Genomic DNA, 26,715 nt, shown 5'->3' with positions numbered 1-26,715 from the left:
AGAAGCCGGCAAAATAGCTTCTTGTTTTATTAAGGCTTGCGGGTTTTATACTGCCTCTACGTATAGATTTTTGTAAATCCCTGCACTCTGATGCTGGCAAATTGCACAATTAAATGCCCTTTCCTGATCATCAAGCAACACGCCATCACTTGTAGACATGTTAAACTGAACAGTATTTTCATCAGGCCTTTTTCCTAACTTATACTTAACGAGTTCTGCCAGAGCTACTACTGCGGCAGCCGGAGAAAGAAAAGGCAATATACTAGCATGGGGCTCTTGCGCATCAGCTGCATTATCTTCAACAGGTTTTTGTGGCATCGCACCTTCAGCACATACGGGCACATATTTCGTCCTTGCAAGTTGCTGAAACGTACACATAATGCAGTTATCCTTTAATGGAATATGCCGGCCAACGTTGATACCCCAAGACCTGCTTGTCGTAGCGTGAAATACAGTCGGCGGGTAAAGATGTTGTACCGTAGACCAGATATCAAAATCATTAGCGAAGCAAAGTATAACTTCAGCAGATTTAGCCGGTGTATCGTGCTTATAACCGAAATTTTTATAATCGCCATCAAAAATCTCGCTAACCAGAAAGTTTCTATTGATGTAACCTGCGCATAGGCTTGCCTTAGTCAGTCCACTACCCACGTTTGCAGGTGTGAACAACAATGAGCTGCTGGTGTTATGTAACTCTACGCCCTGATCAGCATCGACAAAGGTCAATGTGCCATAAAGGTCGGTCAAATTAATTAAATAAGTAAACGAAGAACCAATGGCCCCGCAACCTACCACATGTAGCCGGCCAAGATCCGTATTAGAAAATTCTACTGGGCAGATTAAGGAGTTTGTAGAAACCGAAAGATCATATAAAGAATACCATTTGGAATAAGGCACGCTTATAATACTATTAGCCCACCTAAACAATTCGGCGTTTGCCAGGCAGGCAGCCATAGCCGGGCCTAAGGGGTTGCTGTCATTGGTTACTTTTTCACAATGCCCATAATTATTGAAAGAACAGCTGGAAATCCAGCCACCGCTATCGATAGCAATGAATGGCTGTAAATAGTCACTTTCAGGAGGGCCGATAAAAACTGTAATATCACCCTGTTGTGCTTCATCACCGAAGGTAAAGTTTCCAAACGGGTCTATCTTTGAAAGCAGGCCCCGCATCGATACAGGCAGCGTTGAATTAACTTCTGAAATATCTCTTACTTCGGGGCAGCAAACATGAATATTATTACACCACCGCGCTAAAATGTTTAATAAAACCTTTAACATAACCTGCGTGTCATAATGCCCGGCATCCGCCGTTACTTTAATAGTTGCATGTACTTCATGGCAAACCGACTTCACGTCCGCAAACCCATCGGTGCGTTTATTTCTCTCTTTATACCAGTCCTCTTTCATTGCGAAAATCTTTAAATGTTATAACTTCTTTATTAAGCTTAGCTACTTTAAACCTTTTTTTAACGTACCGTGAGGCGAGTCGCCGAAACGTGCCACTTACAAACAAATGAACACCACACTGCGACCAGGGTAAAATTCCACGCTGCGAAAACACGGGAACAACAATGGATAAGAACCCCTCAGAACGGAATGCCGTTTCTTCGTTGTCCACATCAGAATGCTCAACCCAGTTACCGGGGTGGGAATGAACCTGTGAGATATATACCAGGTTATTATCGCACAGGTATTCTACAACAGCCGCATTTGATTCATGGGTAGTAAAAAGCCCGTAACGCGAAGCCTTTGTTTTAGGGGCTATGGCATGGGTAATGTAATGTTTGTTTTGCTGTACATAACCAGCTAGATAAATCAAACCTTCACATGACGGTTTTTTATTTCCATAATCTCTTAATACCTGATGCGTAAAAGTCAGTACCTGCTCATCTATATAATAGCTATTGCTATCTTTCGGGTAATACCCGGGGGATTTCTTAAAAAAATGTCTAAACCATTCTACCAACATAATATTGCCTGTTTGAAATGCGTGAATAAATTGTGTCCAGAATCGCGCAAAGGTTTGTTAAGCCACCCGCAATAGTTCTCCATGACGATACCTGCCAGTCAGCATGTATTCCGGTATAGCCGGAATAAGATTTTCTGGAACACGGATGGCAGATAACACCTTGTGTATTATACTGGTTGAAAAAACTGTCACCGCTATACTTAGGATATGCCGCTGGTGTACCTTTTATTTTACTTTCAGGATGTATAAAATCGATCAGGTAGGGGGTCTCAGGGTAATTATCATAAGAAAAGTGAATGATAAACTGCTGTTGGTCAATAGGTGACTCCATCGTCACCGTAAAGGACTGGCTAACCTCATCTAATGATGAGATCAGCCAGCCATAATCTTTACAGTAATCTTGGCAAGTCGATATTTCCTCGGCTACAGTTTGCTGCGAAATATAGGCTAACACACTCATGCGCCCTTGCCCAAATCGGTGAATACCAAAACCTGTCCGTCACAAAGCTGGTAGCTTTTTAACGTGCGGGATTTTTCAAGATGGTCTGTGGTACCCTTGAGTTTTAACTGATAGTTACCATCAGTAGCAAAGCCGAAATGAGCTATTACGGCAGCAATTAACGCCTCAACCGTTAAATCAAGTTTAAAAGTATCAGTCCATGCACCCTTGGGGGTTTGGATAGTAAGTTTAACCTCGCATTTTTCTGTAGAATAAAAGTGCTCAATTCCCGGCCTGGCCAAATTAATTTCTTTGTCATCTGGAACCGGTTCGTCCGGCCACGGCTTTCTGATGGCTAAAAATAACTCATCGCATTCGGGGACATGGCCCAGTTTTTTAATCTCTGCGCCGGTGATGTACTCTTTCGTCCATTCATATTTCTTACCGTTTACAACGAGTAGCAGAATATTCTTGAAATAAAAGTGTTCAATTTCCTCTCTGGCCAAATCTACTTCCTTATCATTTTGAATCAGCTCATCGATCCATGGGTGTTTGACTGACAAAAACAACTTTGATTCCGAAGAATCATCAGGTGCGCCAGTTATGTGGCGTATTTGAGCGCCAGTAATATACTGCTCGAATGACTTATATTCCTTGCCATCAACGGTAAACAGCAGCACGTTACCTTCGGCTCCTGTATTATTATTTGTATTTTTCAATTGTGTGTTATTTAAAGTATTATGAAAATTTATTAAAAAGCATTCCAGTCAGCTACATAATCATAAATGAGTAGCTGTTAAATTGCCGCTAAAAGCGACTGGGGCCGGTTGAAATTTTACTTTTTAGCTAAATAAATCCTTTAAAATCACTAAATTCAGAACGGAAAATTCATAAATCACGCATTGGGTCTTGCATTTGCCGAGGAACGGCCTTATATTTGGAGCTGCAACACAACATTTATAAGGCGACAGGTTAGCTAACCTGTCAGTCATTAGCAAAATTAGACCAGGCGAATTTTCTTTGTCTGGTTTTTTTATTCGATAGCAAAGATACGAAAAAAAAATAAAAAGTAAAGTAAATATAACTTTTTTTTTGAAAAATACATCGAACTAACAAATTTTACTTATCATTGTTTAATGAGAAAAGGCAAACATGCTTGACAAAGAGCAACAAACGGTATTTTATGAGGCGCTGGGCGAAAAAATCAGGGACGCCAGAAAGCGTAAAAATTTAAATCAAGAAGATTTGGCAGAGAAGCTGGGTATGTCACGTGTTTCTATTGTTAATATAGAGACGGGCAAGCAGCGTCTTCCGCTTCATGTGTTATCCGATATTTCAGAAATATTAAATATTACTTTAGGTGAGTTGCTGCCACAGGTCAAAGCTGCCGATAGTAACAATCTTGATCCGGCTATTCTTAATAAAATAAGAAAGGAAACAGAGGATAGCTCGAATTCATCGGAGAAAGTTATGAATTATGTGTTATCTTTAATGAAAAAAAACAGCTGATATGTCCAAGTCAATTTCAAACCTGAAATTTAAAAAGGTCACAGATGCGGCTTTACAATTGTTAGTCAATGCCAAGGTTACAAAAGTTCCAATTGACGTCTTAAGGATAGCCAGGTTATCCGGTGTTGTCGTCGAACAAACCGATCTTGGGGATGATGTTTCTGGTCTGTTAGTTATACATGACCGCCAGGCTGTAATTGCCTATAGCCCGAATCAGGGCGAACAACGAAAACGATTTACTATAGCACACGAATTGGGTCATTATATATTACACAACCAAGATTCATCTGACGCTGTTTTTGTGGATAAAGACTTTATAGTTAAATACAGAAGCCAAAAAGCCTATTCAGAAATTGAGATGCGGCAAGAACAGGAAGCAAATGCATTTGCAGCATCTTTGTTGATGCCTAAGGAACTAATTTTTGAAGAACTAAAAAACGATAAATTACAAAATATGTCGGAAATACAGGTTATAGATGAGCTAGCTCGTATATTTGATGTAAGTATTCCTGCCATGACTTTCCGGTTAAGTAACCTTAATATTTTGTATTGATAGTTACATAATTAAAAATGAATGTTTTTTGAAGATTGACGGGGGATTGAAATTCTTCTATAGTAAAAACACCTGTTACTTATTAATTTAATACTCACACAATTGCACTGTTACGGGCATTTACCCGCGTGCTAAACAGGTCGTTGTATCAGAAGAAAATATTCCATTCATTTCCTATTTTAACCTTATATAATAAAGCTAAAAATGAAAAAATGGCACTAACCATTGCTTTTAAGGAGACGGTCGCAGGTTCGAATCCTGCTGGGCGCACATATCATACATATATACCCTTTGTTTACAAAGACTATATGAAAACCCTCTCTTGAAAAACACAGACTTCATGTCAATGTGCAACCACCTCTCCACTAGAGAAGTTCCCAGCGACTATCCTCGTTACAATGAAAAGCACCGTGCATTGTGTGGGCAGCCACAACTAATATGTATATTGAAGTTGCCCTGCAAGAATTTACAACCTACTACCACGTTATTAAAGGATACTCAAAAGACACCATACGCAGATACCATGATTGTATCTTAAATCTTTGCAAGGTTCATCGTGTTACCACATTTGACGAAATCAATGCTGATATAATTCGGACATTCTTTTATACCGGAAGAATTGAACGCCAGTGGAAATCATCAACCTTTCGGACGTATCATAAAACACTGTTGGTGTTTTTTCGATGGGCGGTAGATCGGCACTACATTGCAAGTAATCCGGTTGCAGATATTGAAATACCACGATTAGAAAAGACCCTGCCCCCAAAGCTTACAAAGCAAGTGGCATTAACACTCTTAGAGAGTGTGTATAACTACCCTTATGAAAATCGATTTCTTCGGTGCCGCAATCACGCAATGTTTGCAACATTCCTTTATGCGGGGTTACGAAAAAGTGAACTACTCCACTTACGTTTTACCGATGTTGACCTTGAAAACCTCACGATTTTTGTAAGCCAGGGCAAAGGTGCAAAAGATAGAATTATTCCAATAAGTTTCACCTTGGCCCAAAGTCTTCGACGATATGCGGATGAGCGGAAACGACTAAAAAAAACCTGCCCAGAGTTCTTCGCGTCTTTTAATCGCAATATGGGTCTTACTGAAAACGGTCTAAAACACCTTACAGATGATATTAAAGGTTCTTCCAACATACAATTTAGTGTGCATAAGTTACGACATACCTTTGCAACGCTCATGCTTGAGGGTGGGTGTGATATCTATAGTTTATCAAAAATGATGGGACACTCTGATATAAAAACGACGACCATTTATTTGGCTGCGAGCGCTGAACACTTACGGTCTCAAATGATAAAGCACCCTTTGAATAATATATAAGATCCCAAAACACTGGCGGTGTTTAACATCTGCCTATAAATTTTATTAGTTGTTTATCACTAATTTACTTCCCTTACGATACACTACTCGCGTTGATATTGTTTAAACGTGGAAACAGGACATAGACCTATTCCAAATAGATTACGATTACACCGCAAGCGGGTCGGTTACACGCAGCTGTACGTTGCGGAACTCATGGGACTCTATGACAGCGTATCAATCTCCTTATGGGAACGTGGTGCAATGCTTCCCAATACCATCAACCTCATAAAGCTAAGTGCAATCTTTCGCACTTTCCCTAACGAACTTTACCCCGAACTCTTCAAGGAAGAAAAAGAAAAGCTTACAGCGCTGGAACATCAATTAGCTTCTCAACAATAAAAGAGGTACACAAACTTCACCAAACGAGTGTGTGTTTTTTTCTTGTGTCCGATAGAGTCTAAAGGACAAGTTATTTCTATGAGTATGTGAATGTAATACGACGACGTAATCGAAATATTAAAAAAAATCGACCGCTCGACGACGGTACCATTAATAGATAATGAAACCTATCAAAGAATATATGTACACCCCTGACGAAATACGTTTAGCACACGAAATCGCTGAACGGTTAAACGATCCTGGTTCAATAAATCAATTCATGCGATATGCAAAAAGATACTCACATCGCATATTACGAGAAAAATTAAACTATGTGTGCTCAATTCCCGACAGGAAAATCACCAGTTCGCGAGCCGCATACTTTGTGTTCCTTATCGAACAATTGGACGATTCGAGTGAATCTGAACATTCCGATAACGTAATCGATGAATTACAATGGTAGTGTTGGGTATAAGCGTAGGAGCACGGCGAACTGGAATTGCCATTATTGCTAACAAAGAACTTATCATATGGCAAACACTAACCATAAATTCCATTACCGAAACTCATCAACAAGTTCTGTCCCGGTATGTTGCTCAATTCCGTGTTTCTGTTGTTATTATAAAATTGCCGCCTGACACCCATATAACCAAACGTATAGCAGACCTCTTGCAGTCATTGATAACACTCTTTCAACAATTCGGTTGCGCAATACATCGAAGAACAGATAAAAGTATAAAACAAGCCTTACCTACAATTAAAAACAAAGAAGACTTAATTGATTTTACAACTAATCAATATCCCGACCTTATTCCAGAAAAAGGAAAAGAACAGTCAAATAAAAATACATATTACATCAAAATATTTGAAGCGGTGCTTATCGCTCACCAATATCTGTTAAGCGATTCTCCACACTATTAGGTTCCTATCACAAATTTGCCTCCCTACCGGGAGGTTTATTTTTTCGCTATCTTTAATACAAATAACCCATTCCTTTCACAATACAATAGTTAATCTCACACACCATGGAACAATCCAAACGCGTCGGTATTTGGATACGCGTATCCACCGATATGCAGGTAGACGCAGAAAGTCCCGAACATCATGAACGCCGTGCTCGGTATTATACCGAAGCCAAAGGCTGGCAGGTTTTGGAAGTGTACCGACTGGAAGCCGTGAGCGGCAAATCAGTCATGGGACACCCCGAAGCAAAACGGATGCTCGCCGATATCAGGAGCGGACATATCACCGGCTTAGTCTTTTCAAAACTTGCCCGCTTGGCCCGCAGTACTAAAGAATTATTGGAGTTTGCCGACATTTTCAGAACCGAACAAGCTGACCTCATTTCACTGTCCGAAAACATCGATACCAGTTCACCGGCAGGCAGACTGTTCTTCACCATCATTTCCGCTATGGCCGAATGGGAACGGGAAGAAATCGCCAGTCGGGTACAAGCCTCGGTGCCTATCCGGGCCAAGATGGGTAAATCATTGGGAGGCCAAGCGTCATTTGGGTACAGTTGGGTAAACAACCAATTAGTCTTGAACGAGGCCGAAGCCCCGATCAGGAAACTGCTCTATGAGTTATTTCTGACCCATCAGCGCAAAGCAAGTACCGCCACTGCTTTAAACGACTTAGGATACCGAACCCGCAACGGCTCGCAGTTTTCAGACACCACCGTCCACCGGCTCTTACGCGACTCCACCGCCAAAGGTGAGCGCCGCGCCAACTACACCAAAAGTTCCGGCAAAGACAAACAATGGATGATCAAGCCGCAATCAGAATGGGTTATGATGCCGTGCCCTCCGGTGGTCAGTGCTGAGTTGTGGGAGAAATGCAATAGCATTCTCGATACTCAGGAACAAAAAAATGTCCGGGTCAGTGTCAAAGCGGTGTATTTATTATCGGGCTTTGTGCAGTGTGAATGCGGCAAAACCATGTACGTCCGGCACAAGTCGAAAATGTATTTATGCGGCGTGTGTAAAGTGCGGATCAGTACCGCAGACATTGACGAGATATACCAGGTCTATTTGAAAGACTATCTCGGCAGTATCAATCACGAGGAATTCGTGGCCCAGTCTGACAGCCAATTACACGAAAAAAAGCAACTCTTGGAAACGACCCGGAAGGAGCGCACCAAGCTATCAAAGCGCATGAATGATCTCTTAACCTTGCGCCTTGATAATGAACTGTCCAAAGAGCGGTTCACAGAACAGCACAAACCGATGGAAGAGCGATTGGCCCAACTTGATGAACAATTGCCAGACCTGGAAGCGGAAATCGATGTCCGCACCATGCAATTATTATCCAGCGATGCCATTCTCACTGAAGTACAGCAATTGCACTATAATTGGGCTGACATGACCTTTGAGCAAAAGCGGGCCATTGTGGAAACCATCACCACGAGTATTGTGATAGGCACGGAGGACATCACGATCAATTTAGCCTATGCTCCCAGCATTTCCGGAAATGGAAAGAATGTTCCACACACCAACAGGGATTCATACTCGCCACCAGCATAAACGAGCTCGGGTAATCAACCGTAAACTTGGCTCTCGAAATAGTTACCCGGCGTTCTTCCAGCGGCTGGCGCATTACCTCCAGGGCGCTGCGTTTAAACTCAGGTAATTCATCCAAAAACAGCACACCATTATGCGCCAGCGAGATCTCACCTGGCTGCGGATTGCTGCCGCCACCCACCAGGGCCACATCGCTAATGGTATGATGCGGAGAACGGAATGGCCGGGTAGTAACCAGCGCATCAGCAGCAGATAGCTTACCCGCAACCGAATGGATCTTGGTAGTTTCTAATGATTCGTACAAGCTTAGCGGGGGCAAAATAGAAGGCAGCCTGCGGGCCAGCATAGTTTTACCCGCTCCCGGCGGACCTATTAATATTACATTATGCCCGCCTGCGGCCGCAATTTCGAGGGCGCGTTTTATATTTTCCTGGCCGCGTACTTCGCTAAAGTCGCTATCATAAGCTGTAAGGCTTTTATAAAATTCATCGCGGGTATTAACCACTTCGGCAGTTAGCTGGGTTTCGCCATTAAAAAAACCAACCACCTCTTTTATGTTTTCAACGCCATATACCTCCAGTTCATTTACTATGGCTGCTTCGCGGGCGTTTTGTTTTGGCAGGATGAAGCCTTTATAACCTTCTTTACGAGCTTGTATGGCAATAGGTAAAGCGCCTTTTATAGGCTGCAAACTACCATCGAGCGAAAGCTCGCCCATGATCAGGTATTTTTCAAGTTCTTCATTTTCTATCTGCCCGGAGCTGGCTAATATGGCAGTGGCTATGGTAAGGTCATAAGCAGAACCTTCCTTGCGGATATCTGCCGGCGCCATATTCACCACTATTCTTTGCCTTGGCATCCGGTAGTTATTGGTCTGCAGGGCAGCCTCAATTCGCTGCATAGATTCGCGAACTGCATTATCCGGCAAGCCCACAATAAAGTATGCCAGCTTCCCCGGACTTATATTTACCTCAATGGTGATCGTTATTGCCTCGATCCCATAAACCGCACTTCCAAAAGTTTTAACTAACACAAATGATAAAGTTTATTCAAAAGCGAAAGTTATATAATTTAATCGAGGGATAAAACATTGAATGCATTATTGATGTGAGGCCCTGACATTATAACCGATAAAGATGGCGATGCCTCATTTGAATATTTTAATGCTGATGGAAAGGGCAATTACCGGGTTGTAGTAGAAGGTATTGATGATAAAGGAAACTTGGGCAGGCAGGTATACAGGTATAAGGTGGAATAATTTAATATTATTCCCCTTTTTCAAAATATTTAAGGCTTACCGTTTCACCATCAAAAACGGCATAGCTACAAGCGTGTACCCATTCGCCCAGGTTTATATAACGGCTTTTTTCATTTAATTGAATATCAAGAGGTAAATGGCGGTGGCCGAAAATCAAATAATCATAAAAATGTGTTTTCAGTAATTGATTGCTAAAAGTTACCAGCCATTCTTGTTGCCCGGGTTTGGGGTCTTCCTTCTTTTCATTGGCTATCCGGCTATGTGCCGACCAGTAATTGGCAACACCCACACCAAGATTTGGATGGATGCGTGCAAAAAGCCACTGGCAAAACTTACTTCTGAAAAATCCTTTTAAAAACTTGTAAAATGTATCGCCGGGGCCTAAGCCGTCACCATGATGCAGGAAAAATTTTTTGCCGTTGCGCTCTATCTCCAGCTCATTACTGATGATGGTTGCACCAAGCTCGCGTTCAAAATAATCAAACATCCACATATCATGATTGCCCCTGAAAAACCACAGCTTCACACCGGCATCTGCCAGCTCGGCAAGCTTCCCTAAAAAACGGATGTATCCTTTTGGTACAACGGTTTTATACTCAAACCAGAAATCGAACACATCGCCCATTAAAAAAACCTCAGCGGCATCTGGTTTAATAAGATCGAGCCAGCGTACAAGGCAGTCCTCACGTTTGCGACTGGAAGCATAAGTTCCTGTGCCTAAATGAAAGTCAGAAGCGAAATATAGTTTATTACGGATAGCCATTATTGCCGTAAAAATAAGCTAATAATGTTTAGATGTGCAAATTGGTAAAACCGGAAGGTTTTATTTACGATGCTGTATTTAATTGTTGGTTGTTAAAAGGATTTGCCTGTTCACATAACTGGTTTACCAGGTCGCGGGATAAAGGCTTGGTCATGAATGAATTTACGCAGGCATATTTTTTCGATTGAAAAACATCTGCGGTGCGGATAGACGAACTCATGATATGAACCCTAACATTCTTTTTAGCATCGGCATTAAAGCTTTCAAGTTCATCTAAAAATTCCCAGCCGGAAAGCTGGGGCATATCAAGGTCTAATAGTATTACATCGGGCATAGTACCATTGTCTTTATTTTCTTCTAAATAATCTAATACTAATCGGCCGTCAAAGGTATAAGTAGCTTGCTGGCAGTTGTAATTATTATGCAGTAAGCGTTGCATAATATAGTGATCCGTGGGGTTGTCATCAATTACTACAAGTTTGCACATAATAAATAGTTTAAATAATTGCGAATATAAGTATTTTAAAACTAAGGCTTTAAGTAATATTTAGCCATGTAACAATACCGTTACATGGTATTTAAAATCGCCTTGCTTGCTCATAACAGGACAATAGATGTGCCACATAATTATTTAAGCCGACACGATGGTTTATTCTTGTTTCGGAAAATTTATTTTACTTGAGGTTAACAATCCCAAAAATTGGGGAGAAATTTAACTGTGGTATTGGGGAAAATTTAACGCAGGTGTGGTGTTGAAATGGATTTTGAATTAGAAGATATAATAAGTATGAGACTGTATCAAAAAACTTAAATCTAAAAAAAACACTCAAAATAATATTTGGTCCCTGCGATCTCCGTGCCTTCTTTGTGATCTCCGCGGTAAAAAATCATTAACCAGAAAGTACGCAAAGGAGACATAGAGCCGCATGGAGTTTTTTATTGCCCCAAATTTAATTTTGTCCGGTATCTTATAATTTTACTTTTGATACAGCCTCATGGGGTTAAGCAATCCAAACTTTACTTTGCTGCCAGCTCACTTTTGGCAAGCAATTTTGCACTTTCTGTCAACCTTACAAATTCAGAACGGTAGCCTTCCTCATCATTTCCTTTGGCTGCCCTTGCCAGGTTGATTGCCTGTGCATAAGTAGATCCCTGTTTAAATTCCGAATCGCGCAGCAGCATGCCAAACTCGGCAACGGCAGCAGCAAATCTGAAATCGGCCGATGTTGATTTCAGTTCTTTTGGATTATCATTTACAGCAACCTGGCTCATTTTGCTAACTGTTGATGCGGGCTCTTTATAACGGAATTTAATGGTTACCATCTCATCCGATCCCTTGTTTGTAGCAACAGTTGCAGGCTTTTGGTATTTAAGCGGATCAACACTGCCCGCATAATCATCTTTTATTCCAGCAGGTACAATCTCATATAATGCAGTAACCGTATGGCCTGATCCCATATCGCCGGCATCCTTTTTATCGTTATTAAAATCCTCTTTGTTCAGCATCCTGTCTTCATAACCCAACAGGCGGTAAGCCTGCACTTTTGCCGGGTTAAATTCAATTTGCAGCTTTACATCTTTGGCTATGGTAAATAAAGTGCCGCCAAATTCACTAACTAATGCCTTGTGCGCTTCGGTAATATTATCAATATAAGCATAGTTGCCATTACCTTTGTCGGCCAGCGTTTCCATTTTGCTATCCTTATAATTACCCATGCCAAAACCCATTATAGATATGGCCACTTTGCTTTCGCGCTCTTTGGTTATCAGGTGTTCCATATCTTCATCACTGCTTGAACCAACATTAAAATCGCCATCGGTAGCCATAACAATGCGGTTATTGCCTTTAGCCATAAAGTTTTCTTTAGCAATTTTGTAAGCTAGTTTTATACCCGCGCCACCGGCTGTTGATCCGCCTGCACTCAGGTTATCAATGGCATCATTAATGGTTGTTTTTTTATCACCGGCTGTTGATGGCAGTACCAGGCCCGCGTTGCCGGCATATACTACTATAGCTACTTTATCGTGTGCCCTTAGCTGGTCTGTAAGCATTTTCATAGATGATTTTACTAGCGGCAGCTTGTTCGGCTCGTTCATTGAACCGGATACGTCAATTAAAAACACCAGGTTTGATGCGGGCAAATTTTTTGTTTCAATAGTTTTTGCTTTTAATCCGATGCGCAGCAAGCGATGTTTACTGTTCCATGGAGTTGTTGAAAGCTCTGTAAGGATAGCAACAGGCTCATTATTGATTGGCCCCGGAATGTTATAATGAAAATAATTTATCATTTCTTCAATGCGTACCGCATCGGCCGGCGGAAGCTGCCCATTATTTATAAAACGCCTGATGTTACTGTATGATGCTGCATCAACATCGACAGAAAAAGTTGAGAGCGGGTTGCTTTTAACATCATTAAACCCGTTTTCATTAAGGCCTTTATAGCTTTCGTCATTTGCTGGTACAGATGTGGGGAAGGAAGATATGCCTCTTATCGTTACTTGTGCTGCCGAGCCGGGAGCTGCCTGGGAAATAACACTAACACCAGCCGCTTTTCCTTGCAGCAATAATTTATTGCTGGTAACAGCTTTATCAGCGCTAATTACAGACACGCTGCCGCTAATATCTTTTCTGCGCTGTGTTTGGTAGCCGGTTATAACAACTTCATTAAGCGAATTTGTTGAAGGTTGAAGATAAACATTAACGGTGTCGCTTTTGCCTATTTGTACTTTGGCTGTTTGAAACCCGACATAAACAAAAGATAAGGTCTTTTTACCGTCAAGGACATTGATGGTATACTTTCCGGAAGTATTAGTTTGTGTTCCTGTTGATGTTCCGTCAACTATAACTGAAACACCAGGAAGCGGAAGCCCGTCATCCTTACTGTAAACCGTTCCGCTAATATGGCGGATAGTGCTGTGCTTAAACCCGGTTAAGCCTGCAAATACTAAAATAATTAATAAAAGCTTTTTCATGATTGTTTGATTTTTAATAAGGATGCAGCAGAAAGCATATTTCCATAAGCCATTAAAAAAAATTATTTTTGCCGCCCCGGAATGAATTTTTTTAGTAAACCAATTAAACCAACCAGTGCAGATGATGAAACACTGCTAGCCAATTACCGCCAAAGCGGTGATCTGACGGTTTTGGGCAAACTTTATGAAAAGCAAATGCCATTGGTTTATGGAGTTTGCTTAAAATATCTAAAAGATGAAGAGCAGGCAAAGGATGCGGTTATAGGGATATTTGAGGAGCTGATAATGAAGATTAAGCAGCACGATATTAAACAGTTTAGGGGCTGGTTATATGTGCTGAGCCGTAACTATTGTTTAATGCAGCTGCGGGCAGACAAAAAGATTGAGGTGATTAATTTGGATGATGTTATGGAATTTTCACTGGTTTTGCATCCTGATGATAATAACCGTGAAGCAGCGATGCAGGCATTGGAAAAGTGTATGGATAAATTACCCGGCAATCAAAAACAAAGCATAGATTTTTTTTATTTAAAAGAGAAGTGCTATAAAGAAATAACAATTCTAACGGGCTTTACCCTTAACGAAGTGAAAAGCTATATACAGAACGGTAAAAGAAACCTGAAGATCTGTTTGGAAAAAGATAGTGAGTAAAAAGGAAACAGACATATTGCTGATAAGGAAGTATCTGAACGGAGAGCTTGATGACCGTGCTATGCACCAATTAGAAAAGCGTGCACAGGATGATCCATTTTTGATGGATGCGCTGGAAGGCTACGAAAATGCACAGGCTGATCAGAAAGTAAATTTGGATGAGCTTAGCGGCCGTTTACAACAACGGATAACACCTAAACAAAGGCGGATCATCCCTTACAGAACTTTAGCTATTGCTGCATCCGTACTGATTGTATTTACCATGGGCTGGTTATGGTTAAGTAATGATCATAAACAAACACCGCGAACTTCTGCAAAGGTTGTTAAGCCTGTAGCTAAACCCCCTTTGGCCATCCCCACTCCGGCAGTAGCAGATACAACTATTAATAATCAAATTGCGGCCAATACGGCGCCTGCTCCGGAAAAATTCCCCAAAACAACATTAAGAACGAGGCCTTTGCGCGAGATTATTATTGCTGATAAAAAAACAGAAGCCGATAATATGATAGCCAGCGCGCCGCCGGTTGCAGCTAAAGCAGATACTGTGGACGGGGATACCACACCTTTGAACGAAATGGTGGTAATGGATTACACCTCGAAACAAAAAAAGGATACAAAAGAAAACCTGCAGGCTGCTGAAGTAAGTAAATTAAAAAACCCGACTCCTGCCACTACTGAACAGGCAGTGCAAAGCCAGGTTGCAGGAGTAACAAAAACTCCTGCCGGCTCACCTTTTAGCGCTCAGTCATCAAAGATTATTCTACAGGGTAGAATTGTAGATAAAACTGATGGCACGGCCTTACCGGGTGTATCCATTCGTGTGCCCGGGACTGCATTCGGTGCCGTTACCGACAATAACGGAAAGTTCTCTATCCCGGTTGATAGCAATAAATCAAGCATTGTTATTGCTTATATTGGCTATAATACACTTAAAATAAATGCGCGTAACCGCGATTCATTAAAAACAATAGGTTTACAACCTAATAATCAATCTCTTAACGAAGTGGTTGTTACCACTTCCAGACCAAAAGATGAAAGCAGCGATATGCTGGCCGTAATAGCCGCTCATCCCCGGGAAGGGTGGCATAGTTTTAAAAAATATTTAAGTGATAATGCATTATCGCCCGATGGTAAAACCGGTACTATAACGCTTTCATTTATGGTTGACAGGAATGGCGATATCAGTGAAGTTACTGTTATAAAAGGCTTAAGCACGTTTACAAACAAAAAGGCCATTGATTTGATAAACAATGGCCCTGATTGGGTTGGTAGCACCAGCGGACAAACCGAACAGGTTAAGATCCGTGTAAAGTTTGCTAAATAGAATCACTAAGAGAGAATCAAGAACTTAAGAGTCAGGAATCAAGATTAAAGGAACTCTATTCTTGGCTCTTGATTCCTGACTTCTTGATTCTATTCCCCCTCTATTTCTTGTTCTTATCGGCAAAAGCAAATACCTTTTGCAGCAATGGCGAAGTACGTGCGCTGATGTTTTTGCGGATATTTAATTCTTCCAGCGCAATTTCATAAAATAAACCGTCAATAGCTTTTTGGGTTACATAGGCGCTTATATCCGGGTTAAGTTTAGATACAAACGGGATTTTATTATACTCGCTTGCGGCATCGCCATAATATTTTGTTGCACCTACTTTATTTAAGCTGCCCTGTATAACCGGCTTAAACGAAGCTGTTAGCTGAACTGTAGTGGTGCGTTTAAAATATTGTGTAGCTGCATCCTGGCTGCCAAGCAAAATGTTGGTTACATCCTGTAGTGTCATTTGCTTAACAGCGTTTATAAATATAGGTTTCGCCTGTTTTGCAGCATCTTCCGCAGCGCGGTTAAGTGACAGGATCACATTATCTGCCAGTTTACCTAAACCGATGCTCCTCAATGTTTTTTCAGCTTTCTGTGCCTCAGGAGGGAAAACAATTTTTACGGCAGCATTTGCAAAAAAGCCGTCAACAGCCGAAAGCTGATCCGAACTTTTTGATGTGCCTATTTGAAGGGCCTCTTTTAACCCGTTACCTATTTCGAGGTTTGTTGGATTGGTTAATTGTGCTGCACCGGCTTGCGAAATTTTATTAAGAGAATCGCAGCTGGTAAGCGTTATAAATAGAACGAGGCAGGGGATAAGTAAAAGTGTTTTTTTCATTTTGGTAGTTAAGGATAGATGATGATTTTTATCGCTGCCAAAATAAACAAATTTTTTAGCAGACGGATTATTTAACAAAAACTCTCAATAGGCTAAATATACCTGCGGCAATAAGCGCTGATACCGGGATAGTGATTACCCATGCCCAAATAATGTTTATAGTTAAGCCCCAGCGGACTGCTGATAAACGTTTTGTTAAGCCAACACCTATAATTGAACCAGTAATGGTATGTGTGGTTGAAACCGGGATCCCGAACCGTTCTGTAAAAAATAAAGTAATTGCCCCGGCAGTTTCAGCACTTACACCCTCCAGCGAGGTTATTTTAGTGATCTTTGAACCCATTGTTTTTACTATTTTCCATCCACCCGACAAAGTGCCCAGGGCAATGGCAGAGTAACAGGCCAGCGGGATCCAATCCGGCATAGCATCGCCGGGTTTTATTATTTTTGCTGTAACTATTGTCACATACAATATGCCCATTACCTTTTGAGCATCATTGCCACCGTGTGCAAAGCTTAATGCTGCGGATGATACAAGCTGCAATCTTTTAAACCATCGGTCAGCAACAGCAGGCCTGGCATTTTTACAGATATGCAGAATAATAATTGTTACTAGATAAGCAACTATTAAACCAATTACCGGCGCCAGTACAATATAAGCTAATATGGTAATTATGTATGACATATTTACCGCACTTAAACCGCTTGCACCCATGTATATTGCATTTGTGATGCCGGCACCTGCAAATCCTCCTATCAAAGTATGCGATGAACTGGATGGGATACCAAACCACCAGGTTACAAGGTTCCATGAAATTGCCGCTATTAAACCTGCAAGTATTACATGCAGCGTGATAAAATTTTCAACTACTATTTTCGAAACGGTTTTCGCAACCTTATGATCTTTTATAAAAAAATAAACCAAAAAATTAAAAAAAGCGGCCCATACAACGGCCTGGAAAGGTGTCAATACTTTGGTTGATACAATGGTAGCAATAGAGTTTGCCGCATCATGAAAACCGTTAGTGTAGTCAAATATCAGCGCAAGGCAAACAATAACAATGAGGATAGGTGTAACCATTAAAATTTAAGCGTTTTTAACCAAAATCGATTCCATAACATCTGCGGCGTCTTCGCACATATCAGTAGCTGTTTCCAGTGCAGATAAGATCTCTTTATATTTGATAAGGCGGATAGCATCTTTCTCATAAAGAAAAAGATCGGCCACGGCGCGGTCAAAAACATAATCGGCCTGGTTTTCAACACTGTTTATCCTGATGCAGGAGTCGGCAATGTTGCGCACATTTTTAAGGTCCTTTAGCTCCCTTACTGCTTTTTCAAGGTCAATGCTTGCCTGCAGGGTAAGTTCAGAGAGCTTGCGGATATGTTCGTTATAATCATCAATGCGGTAAAGGCTCATGCGGTTTGCCGCACCCTGTATATAATCGGCAACATCATCAATTGCTGATGCCAGTGCGTGGATGTCTTCACGGTCAAAGGGGGTAATAAAGTTTTTCCCGAGCTCCAAATGTACCTGGTGCGTTATTTCATCACCCTTATTCTCTAATTTATCTATCTGCTTAAACAGTTCTTCCCTTGTGGTGGGATTATTTGAATTAACCGCTTCCACTAATATTGTTGCCATGGTTACAACATTGTTTGCCGCCTGCTCAAATAATGGGAAAAATATCTTTTTATCTTTTGGTACAAAATATTGAAAGATGCTGTTTAATGACATGATTTTATTCGGATTTGGACAAAGGTAACTTTGCAATGTTAAGTTAATGTTAATTTTTTAGATTGGGTATGTTAGGCAAATGTAAAGTCTGCTTTGATCTTTGAAGTGTAAACCCAAAAGTTGAGCCCAATCCCTCGGTGCTCCGCACATTAATGGTTTGCTCATGCGCTTCAATAATGTGTTTAACAATGGCAAGCCCCAGGCCCGAACCACCTATCTGCCTTGAGCGGCTGGTATCCGTGCGAAAAAAGCGCTCAAACAGGCGTGGAAGGTATTTTTCCTCAATGCCGATCCCATCATCAGTTACTTCAACAAGCACCTGGTCATGCAGTTCAAACAGGCTAACGGAGGTATTGCCCTCTTCGTTTCCATATTTAAAAGAGTTGTCGATCAGGTTAACCAGCACCTGTCTTATTTTTTCGCGATCGGCATTTACCAATATTGGCTCATCATATTTTTGTTTGAATATTAATTTAATATTATGCTGCCTGGCCTTAAGCTCCAGCGACTCAAAAACTTCTTTTATCAGATCATTTATTTTAAAACGCGTAAGGTTTATGGGAATCTCGCCTGTTTCTAATTTTGAGATCTCATCAAGGTCTTTTATGAGGTAACTTAACCGGTCAACGTTTTTTGATGCTTTGGCCAAAAATTGTTTCGCCATCTCTTTATCTTCAAAATCATCATCCTGTAAGGCCTCAATGTATCCCTGGATAGCAAATAGCGGCGTTTTAAACTCATGCGAAATATTAGATAAAAAATCTCGCCGGAACTTCTCCTGTTTGCGCAGTTCATCAATTTCGCTTTTCTTTTCTTTGGCCCACTCTTTTACCTCGTGCTCTACGTCGTTAATAGGATCGGCGCTCATATGCTCACCAAGGGCATCGCGCAAATCACGGCCAAGCTTTAAATTGTGAATGAGTTTGTAAATGAGCTTTATTTTGGAGTACACGTACTTTTCTATCAGGTAATAGAACACCAAAAAGCTGGTAATTATGGTAATAAAAAATGTTACTACAACATTATACAAACTGTGCTGAAAATAATAATTTACGGCTGATAGGGTTACGGCAACCGCTGCCGCGTTAATTAAAACAAGTATGCGAAGTTTCATAATCGTAAAGATACTTGTTTAGTTTGTAGTTGATTAAGTTGGATTATGTTGATTAAGTTATGTTATTAAAAATTTCAATTAAATAATTACTATTAACTAAATTCAGCGAGAACAGGAAGAACGTAATCAACAACTCACTTAATCAACCCAATCAACTACCTCTCCACCCCCGCATCAATATTAACGGTAACCTCGTCTGCAAGCACCAGGCTGCTGCTGCCAATTCCGTAATCAAGGCGGTTTAATTTAAAGCTGCCTTTAAAGGATGATGTATTGCCGGTTTGGGTATATGTAAAGGGAATATCAACAAGTTTGCTTTTGCCTTTTATGTTGAGATTAAACTGGCCTGTATAATTATCGCCGTTTTTATGTTTGAATGAAACAGATTTCAATGTTATTTTGGGGTAATGGGCCACATCAAAATAATCTTCACCTCTCAAATGTTCATCCCTACTTGAATTGTCGGTATTAATGCTATTTGCATCAACAGAAGCGTCAATGGTGCTGGTTGCCGGATCAGAAGGATTAAAATGAACATCGGCTTGTAATCCACTGATCGTGCCGTCTACCCCAATACCCATGTTCCTGGTTTTAAAAGTAATAACCGAGCGGGTAATGGTACTGTTTATATAGGTAAAAGCAGTAGTTGTTATTATAATTAATAATATGGGCAGCAGAAATTTCTTCATTGTACTAATTAACGTATTTTATTTAGAACGGTTATAAACGCATTGATTTTTACATTGGATTGAGAAAAGAGGAAAAGGATTAATGAAGGAGACAGAACTGAACTCGTTATTTTTTGGTAACTTTAAATAAATTAAGTGATATGGAAACTTTATTAGTTAAAGTGAGCGAACATAAAAAAGCAACCATGCTTGTTGAATTGCTTAAATCAATGGACTTTATAGAATCTGTTGATTTAATTGGTGATATGAAATCTTTTAAAGAGTTGTTTAATAAGGTAAACGAAGAAGCGGCTTTAACAGACTTAAAGGATATGACAATGGATGATATTAACAAAGAAATAAAAGAATACAGACTTGAAAAAAAATCTGGCAGTAATTAATCCGATTTCATTATAAAAACCTATAAAGGCATTTCTATCTGTTCTCCGAAGGAGTTTTATGATAGTCAGACCTCGAGTTAGTTCTAAAACTCCACATGCGCCCTTATCGAAAATACGTTAACCGGCCCGCGGTCTTTATTATAAGCTGGGTTCAGTATAAACTGGTAATCGGGTGTTAAAAAGAATTTATGTTGATAGGCATTAACCTTATAGTATAATTCAGCAATCATTTCAGGAGCATAATTAAGCTTACCATCGCCAATTAAAAAGCCATAGCCACCTGCTGCAAGGTAATTACGGTGGGGAGATGATAACCCATTGGCCACAAATGCTAAACCAATTTCATCATCGCTGCGTTTCCATGACGAGCCTTTTAATACACCGCCAAGGCTCAATGACCGGTCAATTTCAGTAAAGAACCAGGTTTGTGTATGGCCATCGTTATAGCTTGCTTTGGCAAATACACCAAAATCTTTGCTAAGGTATTGTTCGGCATTTATGCCAAAGCCATATTTGTGCCGGCCATAAGCTTGTGTGGTATCAACATTGGGAGCAGTTGGATTTTGGGCTATTGCTAAATTATAATTGCCAAATTTACCATTGTTCCTAAATGCCAGTAAACGTAACGTTCCTTTCTGTCCGCTTAAAGTGTAGCGTTTTTCATATTCAAGTGTTTGGGTGTTTGCTTTACCTATCTTGCTATCCCATATAGATGAATTGGCTTCGGTTACCACCATAGTAAAAGCAAAACGTAAGGCCCAGGTGGGTTGGCCCAATTCAGTGACGGCTCCTATTGTATAACCACGGGTATTGGCCGGATAATCCCAGGCGCCGTTATCCATTAAGGCCCAATTCATAAATTGTGTACGCGGATCATGACTAAAGCTGTTGTCATCAAAAAAATCGGCCATGCCAAACTTTCCTAATGCTATTGAGAAATAGCGTTTACTTTTTAAACCGCCCAGCACGTTGGCATCACTTTGTATCGTATCTTTCTCCGTTCCCCATTCAAAGTTTTGTTTAAAATAAAAACGGGCGATATAAATTTTAGGTTCGGCAGCGCCAACCCTGAATGTTTCGCCATTGGGAAAACCTGCAACACCTAATGTTTTGCTAAGACCCGCGCCTCCCGAGATCTCCGGATTAAAATACGCTTCGGCCCCTTTCCATAATCGTGCAGCGCCAAAAAAAGTGGAGGTAATTGAGCTTTGCGTTTCCTCTTTGGTTGATAAACTGTTTAACCCGCTATACTTAGCGCTAAACCCTGGCTTGTATTGCGTAATAATAGTTTGTTGAAAGTGAAAGCTAAAGCGTTCCTGCTTAACAGTATCCTGGGCCAGGGATAGTTTTACAACGATAAATAATAGGATGGTGATCAGCAGGTGTTTTTTCATGAAGGAATTTTTTCAATAAGTTTAGTAAATGCAAGTTTTGGTTTCAGTTTAAATCAATACTGCTACGTTTATTTATACAAATCTAATAATAAATTTAGACTTGTCTAAATTTATTATTTTAAATATATGTCACTCCTGCCGGCAATATCCTATGCGACGTATTTTTATAAAAAATCAGAATAAATAAAAGATCAGAATAAAAAAGAGATTAACACTCCGAATAAAACTGTTCTAAATAGCTCAGCATAAAATTATGCCGCTGCTCTGCCAGCTTTTTACCAGTTGCAGTATTCATTTTGTCCTTAAGCAGTAATAGCTTTTCGTAAAAATGATTAATAGAGGGTGCAGTTGAGTTTTTATATTCCGCCTTGGTTAGGTTAGGGTTTGGCTTAATTTCGGGATTGTAGATCTCTCTGCCTTTAAAACCACCATAATTAAAAGCCCTTGCTATGCCAATGGCGCCAAGAGCATCTAAGCGGTCGGCATCCTGCACAATATCCAGTTCTATGGAGTGAAAGCTTGCTTCATCAAAGCTTGATTTAAAGGAGATATGCCGTATAATTTGTTGTACATGCTGAATGGTTTCCTCATCAATATTAATGCTGTTTAAAAAATCACCGGCCATTTTTGGGCCAATTTCTTCATCGCCATTGTGAAATTTACTGTCGGCGATATCATGCAGCAGGGTGGCAAGCTCAACAATAAAAGGGTCAGCCTGTTCGGCCCGGGCAATCAGCTTTGCATTGTTCCATACACGGTTTATATGCCACCAGTCATGCCCTCCCTCGGCATTTTCAAGTGTTTGGCGAACGAATGCTGCTGTTTTATCTATAAGTGCGGAATTATCCATAGTGCGTGCTATGCAGTGATCAGTTCAACTTCGGCCACAGGGCTAAATAAATAAATTCGCCTTGAATTTATCTCGATGCATTTATATCTTTTCCGCAATTTTTCTTCTTTACTGAAAATGCGGCCATCCTTCAGCTTAAATACAGCTTTTAAAGGTAGCTTTTCAACCGTTACAATTGATTCTTTTGGCTCGTCATATTTACGGAGCGAACGGTATAATGTAAGATCAGAACAGCTTGATGCGGCCGGGTTATTTAAGTAGCCTGTAATTGCATGCTTTATATCAACGGGAAAAATATCCTTTTCAAAAAAAGGCTGCATCATCTTTTTAAAGTTCAGCTTCCATTCGGTGCCATGCGGTTTGGCTTTGTGTTTATGCTCGTTCCAGGTATGAAGGTGTGCAAACTCATGTACCGTTGTTACTAAAAAAGCATACGGGTTTAAATCATAATTAACAGAGATGCGGTGTCCTTTGCCAGAGTGGGGGGGCCTGTAATCACCAAACTTAGAGTTGCGGTTACGCGAAATTTTGAACTCGCATTTAAAGTGGTCAATCCAGCGACCGATGAGCGGCGCTGCATCAGGTGGAAGATACTTTTCTAAAACTTTTACTTTATCCAATTTTTACCTCGGTGCAAAGATAGTAAAAAGCGGAAAGACTAAAGCCCAAAGCAAAAAAATTAGAACGTAGCAAAAAGCTTTATCCTTTCGGCTTTTTGCTTTCAGCTTATCACTTCAACAAATTATACGCCAGCAAACTTGCGGCATATGCCAAAATGGTCATATATGCAAACTGGATAGCCGGCCAGCGCCAGTTTTTTGTTTCGCGGTAAACTACTGCAACCGTACTTGCGCATTGCATGGCAAAGGCATAAAACATCATGAGTGAAAATGCTACCGCCAGTGAAAATACAGGCTTGCCTGTTTCAGGGTCTTTAGCCGAGCCCATTTTTTTCTGTACCGATTCTATTTTATCGGCATTGCCATCCACACTATAAATGGTGGCCATGGTGCCAACAAAAACTTCACGGGCAGCAAAGGAAGTGATTAGTGCTATGCCTATTTTCCAATCAAAGCCTAAGGGCCTGATAACAGGCTCTATAACATGGCCCAACGCCCCGGCATAGGAGTTTTCGAGCTTTTCTGAATTGATGGCCCTTTTAAGATCATCCGGGTTAAGTTGTTTTGCATACTGGGGCTGCTGATATTTTTGCTCAATTTTAGCAAAGCGATCACCTGGCCCGTAAGATGCCAGCACCCAAAGAATAACTGATACTGCAATGATAACCTTACCCGCCTGTAAAACAAATGCTTTTGACCTATCGTACATACTGAAAGCAACATTGCTCCATCTTGGCATCCGGTAAACCGGCAGCTCCATAATAAAATAGCCGCGCTCGCGACCTTTCAGGATCAGTTTAAACGCAAAGGCTACTACTATGGCCGATATCAAGCTGAAAACATACATCCCTGTTAACGCCAATCCCTGCATGTTAAAGATCCACCACACATTGCGGTTTGGCACAACCAATGCGATAAGCAGGGTATAAATAGGGAGCCGGGCAGAGCAGGTAACCAACGGCGTAACCATAATGGTTATCATCCGGTCTTTCCAGTTCTCAATAGTACGCGTGCTCATTATAGAAGGAACTGCGCACGCAAAACCACCAATAAGGGGTACTACTGATTTGCCATTGAGACCGACTTTGCGCATTAGCTTATCCATCATAAACGTAACCCGCGACATGTAGCCGGTATCTTCAAGTACAGAAATAAAAGCAAAAAGTATAGCTATCTGCGGGATAAATACCATTACGCCGCTTAAGCCGCCTATAACACCGTCGACCAATAAACCCGTAAGCGGGCCTGCCGGAAGTAACTGGTGCAATGAATTTTGAACCCATACAAACAAGTCCCCGATTTTCTCCATCGGGTAAGCCGACCATGCAAAAATGGATTGGAACATAAACAGCAGTATGCCCAGGAAAATAATAAAGCCAAACACTTTGTGCGTAAGAATCTTATCAATCTTGTTGCTTAGGGTTTCGTCTTTTGCTGTTTCAGGGATCTTAACGGTATCATACAGCAGGTCATTAATAAAATTATACCGGGCAATGGTTTCTGTGGCCTGCGATTTTTGCGAGTGGAAAGAAAATTCTTTTTCCAGATCTTCGATATGATCGCTTTCTGTTGGGGTTAAAAACTTTACAGTTTCGTGCTGATGCGCAAGTTGCAGCGCAAAATAGGGGTTATCCAGCTTTAAATCTGCACTTATTTGTGCTATTAGTTGGGGGGCTATTGCTTCTACATCGATTGATGGTTCCTGCAGAGCAATTTTATTGGCAAAGCTTATTGCCTGCTTTAATTTATCAATACCCTCAACCTTTCGTGCAGAAATTGGTACAACCGGCACGCCAAGCTTTTTCGAGAAAAGATCAATATCAATAGTTATTCCTGCTTTTGTTGACAGGTCGGTCATGTTTAATGCTGCAATAACCGGTATTTTCAGATCAGCAACCTGGGTATAAAGCAATAAGTTCCGTTTAAGGTTTGTTGCATCAATAATTACAACAACAAGGTCGGGTGTATGGGCATTTGATCTGTCGGCCAGTACAGAAAACACGATGGATTCATCCTGGCTTTTTGGGTAAAGGCTGTAAGTACCCGGAAGGTCAATGATCTCGGCAGTGCGGCCATCAGGCAGGGAGCAATAGCCGGTTTTTTTATCAACCGTAACGCCTGGAAAATTTCCTATTTTTTGATTTAAACCGGTTAATGTATTAAAAAGAGTTGATTTACCGGTGTTTGGATTTCCTACAAGTGCAACTCTTATGTCGGCTTTCAATTTTTAAAGTGCTACTGTAAAATAATAGTAGAAGCTTCAAATTTGCGCAGGCTTAGCTGGTATCCTGATACTTTAATAGCCATGGGATCGCCCATTGGTGCAATACGCGAAACGGTAATCGATTCGCCTGGTAAACATCCCATTTCCATCAATTTTACTGACATTTCAAGATCGGTAAACTCTTTTACAATTCCAATTTCACCTGGTTCAAGTTCGGAAAGCGTCATATCTTTATTTAAACTACGGCCAAATGTATAGCTTATTTAAATTAAATCCAAATAAGAACAATCAAAATTTACACCAGGAATACTTATCTCATAATAATAATGACTGGAATGATTTTTAGCTGAAGATTTATGTTATTCTGTTATGTGGAATTTATAATTTTTCTATTTCTTCAACGGATAGCTTGGTTGTTTTGGCAATAAAGTCAATGCTTAAACCTTCCTTTTTTAGTTCACGGGCAATATCGCGCGCTTTTTCCAATTCACCTTCTAACTTACCTTTTTCCATGCCTTCTTTTATTGCATAGTCCAATACATTTTTATTGTCCCATTTATATTTCATACTGCTATCGTACATGGTTTTTTCCTCCTTTGTCAAATTACTATATTCAGCAATGTTAAACAGTTTTTCAAATATGGGTTTCCGCAAGTATGCCGGGATCTTATCCATCCGGCTCATGTTTTTTAATACATAAAGCCATTTGTCTAAATCAGTCACCAAGTTGGCACCCTCTTTTACAAATTTACTTAATTCCAAATAAATGTAGCCCAGCTTATTGTAAAATATTTCACCTGTTTCTCTATTACACAGGCAAATATCATGCAGGTATTCTTTACCATCGCTTATCTGTAAGGTAAAATCCTCCAGTAACGCAACCAAATAAAATTCGGTAAGGTTATAAGCCCACTCGCTGCGCCTGCATTTTGGGGCCTGGTCGCTGATTAGCCGCGATGTATATAATAAAGCCCTTTCTTTAAAGTGGCACTGCCTGCCACGCTGCACTTCAATTAAAAATTGTTCGCTGTTATCGCCGGTACAAAGCAAGTCGAATATTGCAGCACCTTCATCTTTCAAATCGCCGGGATGCTCATTCTTATTGTACACCAGATCGACAATATGTTTTCGACCACGAAATACTTCATTTAAAAAAGCAATTAGCAGATCTTTATTAGGTTCGCTGCCAAATATTTTCTTGAAGGCGAAGTCAACTAAAGGATC

At 40.6% G+C, this 26,715-nt stretch carries 27 protein-coding genes and 1 pseudogene; 9 read left to right on the top strand and 19 right to left on the bottom strand.

Annotated elements, in window-relative coordinates:
- Positions 1–45: 45 nt before the first annotated feature.
- The 4 genes from JWQ54_RS15635 to JWQ54_RS15620 are packed head-to-tail and all read right to left on the bottom strand — an operon-like array spanning position 46 to position 3,130.
- Positions 46–1,410, bottom strand: a complete 1,365-nt coding sequence (locus tag JWQ54_RS15635) for a hypothetical protein (RefSeq protein WP_299586445.1) — start codon at positions 1,408–1,410, stop codon at positions 46–48.
- Positions 1,391–1,972: a hypothetical protein gene (locus tag JWQ54_RS15630; protein WP_299586442.1), complete on the bottom strand. Its 582-nt coding sequence runs from the start codon at positions 1,970–1,972 to the stop codon at positions 1,391–1,393. Before JWQ54_RS15630 ends, JWQ54_RS15635 begins: the two co-directional genes overlap by 20 nt.
- Positions 1,953–2,432 carry a hypothetical protein gene (locus JWQ54_RS15625; protein ID WP_299586440.1) on the bottom strand — a complete coding sequence of 160 codons (480 nt, stop codon included), beginning with the start codon at positions 2,430–2,432 and terminating at the stop codon, positions 1,953–1,955. The genes JWQ54_RS15630 and JWQ54_RS15625 overlap by 20 nt, the downstream gene beginning before the upstream one ends.
- Positions 2,429–3,130, bottom strand: coding sequence for a multiubiquitin domain-containing protein (locus JWQ54_RS15620; RefSeq protein WP_299586438.1), 702 nt, complete (start codon positions 3,128–3,130; stop codon positions 2,429–2,431). The genes JWQ54_RS15625 and JWQ54_RS15620 overlap by 4 nt, the downstream gene beginning before the upstream one ends.
- A 433-nt stretch (positions 3,131–3,563) precedes the next feature.
- Between JWQ54_RS15620 and JWQ54_RS15615 the strand changes: the two genes are divergently transcribed.
- From JWQ54_RS15615 to JWQ54_RS15590, 6 genes are all read left to right on the top strand, one after another.
- The gene (locus JWQ54_RS15615) at positions 3,564–3,920 is read left to right on the top strand and encodes a helix-turn-helix transcriptional regulator (RefSeq protein WP_299586436.1); all 357 of its coding nucleotides are present in this window, start codon (positions 3,564–3,566) and stop codon (positions 3,918–3,920) included.
- 1 nt (position 3,921) lies between these two features.
- Positions 3,922–4,473 (top strand): ImmA/IrrE family metallo-endopeptidase, encoded by a 552-nt coding sequence (locus JWQ54_RS15610; protein WP_299586434.1) that lies wholly within the window; start codon positions 3,922–3,924, stop codon positions 4,471–4,473.
- A gap of 438 nt (positions 4,474–4,911) precedes the next feature.
- Positions 4,912–5,805, top strand: a complete 894-nt coding sequence (locus JWQ54_RS15605) for a tyrosine-type recombinase/integrase (protein WP_299586431.1) — start codon at positions 4,912–4,914, stop codon at positions 5,803–5,805.
- 108 nt (positions 5,806–5,913) lie between these two features.
- Positions 5,914–6,186, top strand: coding sequence for a helix-turn-helix transcriptional regulator (locus JWQ54_RS15600; RefSeq protein ID WP_299586429.1), 273 nt, complete (start codon positions 5,914–5,916; stop codon positions 6,184–6,186).
- A gap of 435 nt (positions 6,187–6,621) precedes the next feature.
- A complete protein-coding gene (locus JWQ54_RS15595) occupies positions 6,622–7,086 on the top strand; it encodes a hypothetical protein (RefSeq protein ID WP_299586427.1) in 465 nt (154 codons plus the stop codon).
- Between the two features lie 104 nt (positions 7,087–7,190).
- Entirely contained in the window at positions 7,191–8,687 is a 1,497-nt protein-coding gene (locus JWQ54_RS15590; protein ID WP_299586424.1) for a recombinase family protein, read from the top strand.
- Here JWQ54_RS15590 and JWQ54_RS15585 read toward each other — a convergent pair.
- The 4 genes and pseudogenes from JWQ54_RS15585 to JWQ54_RS15570 form a co-directional block, all read right to left on the bottom strand.
- Positions 8,659–9,717, bottom strand: a pseudogene (locus tag JWQ54_RS15585) (YifB family Mg chelatase-like AAA ATPase); the annotation flags it as partial. The gene JWQ54_RS15590 and the pseudogene JWQ54_RS15585 sit on opposite strands and share 29 nt — an antisense overlap.
- Positions 9,718–9,949: 232 nt before the next feature.
- Positions 9,950–10,705 carry a UDP-2,3-diacylglucosamine diphosphatase gene (locus JWQ54_RS15580; RefSeq protein ID WP_299586421.1) on the bottom strand — a complete coding sequence of 252 codons (756 nt, stop codon included), beginning with the start codon at positions 10,703–10,705 and terminating at the stop codon, positions 9,950–9,952.
- 64 nt (positions 10,706–10,769) lie between these two features.
- Positions 10,770–11,192, bottom strand: a complete 423-nt coding sequence (locus JWQ54_RS15575; protein ID WP_299586418.1) for a response regulator — start codon at positions 11,190–11,192, stop codon at positions 10,770–10,772.
- A gap of 530 nt (positions 11,193–11,722) precedes the next feature.
- Positions 11,723–13,678: a von Willebrand factor type A domain-containing protein gene (locus tag JWQ54_RS15570; RefSeq protein ID WP_299586415.1), complete on the bottom strand. Its 1,956-nt coding sequence runs from the start codon at positions 13,676–13,678 to the stop codon at positions 11,723–11,725.
- Between the two features lie 81 nt (positions 13,679–13,759).
- On the opposite strand from JWQ54_RS15570, the gene JWQ54_RS15565 reads away from it, so the two are divergent.
- Positions 13,760–14,329 (top strand): sigma-70 family RNA polymerase sigma factor, encoded by a 570-nt coding sequence (locus JWQ54_RS15565; RefSeq protein ID WP_299586413.1) that lies wholly within the window; start codon positions 13,760–13,762, stop codon positions 14,327–14,329.
- The gene (locus JWQ54_RS15560; protein ID WP_299586411.1) at positions 14,322–15,653 is read left to right on the top strand and encodes a carboxypeptidase-like regulatory domain-containing protein; all 1,332 of its coding nucleotides are present in this window, start codon (positions 14,322–14,324) and stop codon (positions 15,651–15,653) included. The genes JWQ54_RS15565 and JWQ54_RS15560 overlap by 8 nt, the downstream gene beginning before the upstream one ends.
- A 100-nt stretch (positions 15,654–15,753) precedes the next feature.
- Here the strand turns inward: JWQ54_RS15560 and JWQ54_RS15555 are convergent, their stop codons facing one another.
- From JWQ54_RS15555 to JWQ54_RS15535, 5 genes are all read right to left on the bottom strand, one after another.
- Positions 15,754–16,482, bottom strand: a complete 729-nt coding sequence (locus JWQ54_RS15555; RefSeq protein WP_299586408.1) for a DUF4197 domain-containing protein — start codon at positions 16,480–16,482, stop codon at positions 15,754–15,756.
- A 67-nt stretch (positions 16,483–16,549) separates the two neighbouring features.
- Positions 16,550–17,563: an inorganic phosphate transporter gene (locus JWQ54_RS15550; protein WP_299586405.1), complete on the bottom strand. Its 1,014-nt coding sequence runs from the start codon at positions 17,561–17,563 to the stop codon at positions 16,550–16,552.
- A gap of 6 nt (positions 17,564–17,569) precedes the next feature.
- Positions 17,570–18,220, bottom strand: a complete 651-nt coding sequence (locus tag JWQ54_RS15545) for a DUF47 domain-containing protein (protein WP_299586403.1) — start codon at positions 18,218–18,220, stop codon at positions 17,570–17,572.
- Positions 18,221–18,269: 49 nt separating this feature from the next.
- Entirely contained in the window at positions 18,270–19,334 is a 1,065-nt protein-coding gene (locus tag JWQ54_RS15540) for an ATP-binding protein (protein ID WP_299586401.1), read from the bottom strand.
- 155 nt (positions 19,335–19,489) lie between these two features.
- The gene (locus tag JWQ54_RS15535) at positions 19,490–20,023 is read right to left on the bottom strand and encodes a YceI family protein (protein WP_299586398.1); all 534 of its coding nucleotides are present in this window, start codon (positions 20,021–20,023) and stop codon (positions 19,490–19,492) included.
- 140 nt (positions 20,024–20,163) lie between these two features.
- Between JWQ54_RS15535 and JWQ54_RS15530 the strand changes: the two genes are divergently transcribed.
- Complete coding sequence (locus JWQ54_RS15530) at positions 20,164–20,403, top strand: hypothetical protein (RefSeq protein WP_299586396.1); 240 nt, start codon at positions 20,164–20,166, stop codon at positions 20,401–20,403.
- Between the two features lie 83 nt (positions 20,404–20,486).
- Here JWQ54_RS15530 and JWQ54_RS15525 read toward each other — a convergent pair whose 3' ends face one another.
- From JWQ54_RS15525 to JWQ54_RS15500, 6 genes are all read right to left on the bottom strand, one after another.
- Positions 20,487–21,797 (bottom strand): carbohydrate porin, encoded by a 1,311-nt coding sequence (locus tag JWQ54_RS15525; RefSeq protein ID WP_299586393.1) that lies wholly within the window; start codon positions 21,795–21,797, stop codon positions 20,487–20,489.
- Between the two features lie 208 nt (positions 21,798–22,005).
- The gene (locus JWQ54_RS15520; RefSeq protein ID WP_299586391.1) at positions 22,006–22,647 is read right to left on the bottom strand and encodes an HD domain-containing protein; all 642 of its coding nucleotides are present in this window, start codon (positions 22,645–22,647) and stop codon (positions 22,006–22,008) included.
- A gap of 8 nt (positions 22,648–22,655) precedes the next feature.
- Entirely contained in the window at positions 22,656–23,267 is a 612-nt protein-coding gene (locus JWQ54_RS15515; protein WP_299586388.1) for a SprT-like domain-containing protein, read from the bottom strand.
- Between the two features lie 109 nt (positions 23,268–23,376).
- Positions 23,377–25,491: a ferrous iron transport protein B gene (feoB, locus tag JWQ54_RS15510; RefSeq protein ID WP_299586386.1), complete on the bottom strand. Its 2,115-nt coding sequence runs from the start codon at positions 25,489–25,491 to the stop codon at positions 23,377–23,379.
- Positions 25,492–25,502: 11 nt separating this feature from the next.
- Positions 25,503–25,718 carry a FeoA family protein gene (locus JWQ54_RS15505; RefSeq protein ID WP_299586383.1) on the bottom strand — a complete coding sequence of 72 codons (216 nt, stop codon included), beginning with the start codon at positions 25,716–25,718 and terminating at the stop codon, positions 25,503–25,505.
- Between the two features lie 151 nt (positions 25,719–25,869).
- Positions 25,870–26,715, bottom strand: an 846-nt coding sequence (locus JWQ54_RS15500) for an Rpn family recombination-promoting nuclease/putative transposase (RefSeq protein WP_299586380.1), incomplete at its 5' end; no start/stop codon positions are given.

This window comes from Mucilaginibacter sp. (assembly GCF_028288225.1).
Lineage (GTDB): Bacteria > Bacteroidota > Bacteroidia > Sphingobacteriales > Sphingobacteriaceae > Mucilaginibacter.
This window is presented reverse-complemented; position numbering and strand designations above follow the sequence as displayed.

Excerpts from the sequence above, each read along its gene's own strand:
- JWQ54_RS15540 (WP_299586401.1), bottom strand. The coding sequence starts at position 19,334 with ATGAAACTTCGCATACTTGTTTTAATTAACGCGGCAGCGGTTGCCGTA.
- JWQ54_RS15595 (WP_299586427.1), top strand. The coding sequence starts at position 6,622 with ATGGTAGTGTTGGGTATAAGCGTAGGAGCACGGCGAACTGGAATTGCC.
- JWQ54_RS15580 (WP_299586421.1), bottom strand. The coding sequence starts at position 10,705 with ATGGCTATCCGTAATAAACTATATTTCGCTTCTGACTTTCATTTAGGC.
- JWQ54_RS15520 (WP_299586391.1), bottom strand. The coding sequence starts at position 22,647 with ATGGATAATTCCGCACTTATAGATAAAACAGCAGCATTCGTTCGCCAA.
- JWQ54_RS15615 (WP_299586436.1), top strand. The coding sequence starts at position 3,564 with ATGCTTGACAAAGAGCAACAAACGGTATTTTATGAGGCGCTGGGCGAA.
- JWQ54_RS15505 (WP_299586383.1), bottom strand. The coding sequence starts at position 25,718 with ATGACGCTTTCCGAACTTGAACCAGGTGAAATTGGAATTGTAAAAGAG.
- JWQ54_RS15555 (WP_299586408.1), bottom strand. The coding sequence starts at position 16,482 with ATGAAAAAAACACTTTTACTTATCCCCTGCCTCGTTCTATTTATAACG.
- JWQ54_RS15610 (WP_299586434.1), top strand. The coding sequence starts at position 3,922 with ATGTCCAAGTCAATTTCAAACCTGAAATTTAAAAAGGTCACAGATGCG.
- JWQ54_RS15630 (WP_299586442.1), bottom strand. The coding sequence starts at position 1,972 with ATGTTGGTAGAATGGTTTAGACATTTTTTTAAGAAATCCCCCGGGTAT.
- JWQ54_RS15550 (WP_299586405.1), bottom strand. The coding sequence starts at position 17,563 with ATGGTTACACCTATCCTCATTGTTATTGTTTGCCTTGCGCTGATATTT.
- JWQ54_RS15575 (WP_299586418.1), bottom strand. The coding sequence starts at position 11,192 with ATGTGCAAACTTGTAGTAATTGATGACAACCCCACGGATCACTATATT.
- JWQ54_RS15570 (WP_299586415.1), bottom strand. The coding sequence starts at position 13,678 with ATGAAAAAGCTTTTATTAATTATTTTAGTATTTGCAGGCTTAACCGGG.
- JWQ54_RS15545 (WP_299586403.1), bottom strand. The coding sequence starts at position 18,220 with ATGTCATTAAACAGCATCTTTCAATATTTTGTACCAAAAGATAAAAAG.
- JWQ54_RS15525 (WP_299586393.1), bottom strand. The coding sequence starts at position 21,797 with ATGAAAAAACACCTGCTGATCACCATCCTATTATTTATCGTTGTAAAA.
- JWQ54_RS15565 (WP_299586413.1), top strand. The coding sequence starts at position 13,760 with ATGAATTTTTTTAGTAAACCAATTAAACCAACCAGTGCAGATGATGAA.
- JWQ54_RS15535 (WP_299586398.1), bottom strand. The coding sequence starts at position 20,023 with ATGAAGAAATTTCTGCTGCCCATATTATTAATTATAATAACAACTACT.
- JWQ54_RS15590 (WP_299586424.1), top strand. The coding sequence starts at position 7,191 with ATGGAACAATCCAAACGCGTCGGTATTTGGATACGCGTATCCACCGAT.
- JWQ54_RS15635 (WP_299586445.1), bottom strand. The coding sequence starts at position 1,410 with ATGAAAGAGGACTGGTATAAAGAGAGAAATAAACGCACCGATGGGTTT.
- JWQ54_RS15625 (WP_299586440.1), bottom strand. The coding sequence starts at position 2,432 with ATGAGTGTGTTAGCCTATATTTCGCAGCAAACTGTAGCCGAGGAAATA.
- JWQ54_RS15605 (WP_299586431.1), top strand. The coding sequence starts at position 4,912 with ATGTATATTGAAGTTGCCCTGCAAGAATTTACAACCTACTACCACGTT.
- JWQ54_RS15530 (WP_299586396.1), top strand. The coding sequence starts at position 20,164 with ATGGAAACTTTATTAGTTAAAGTGAGCGAACATAAAAAAGCAACCATG.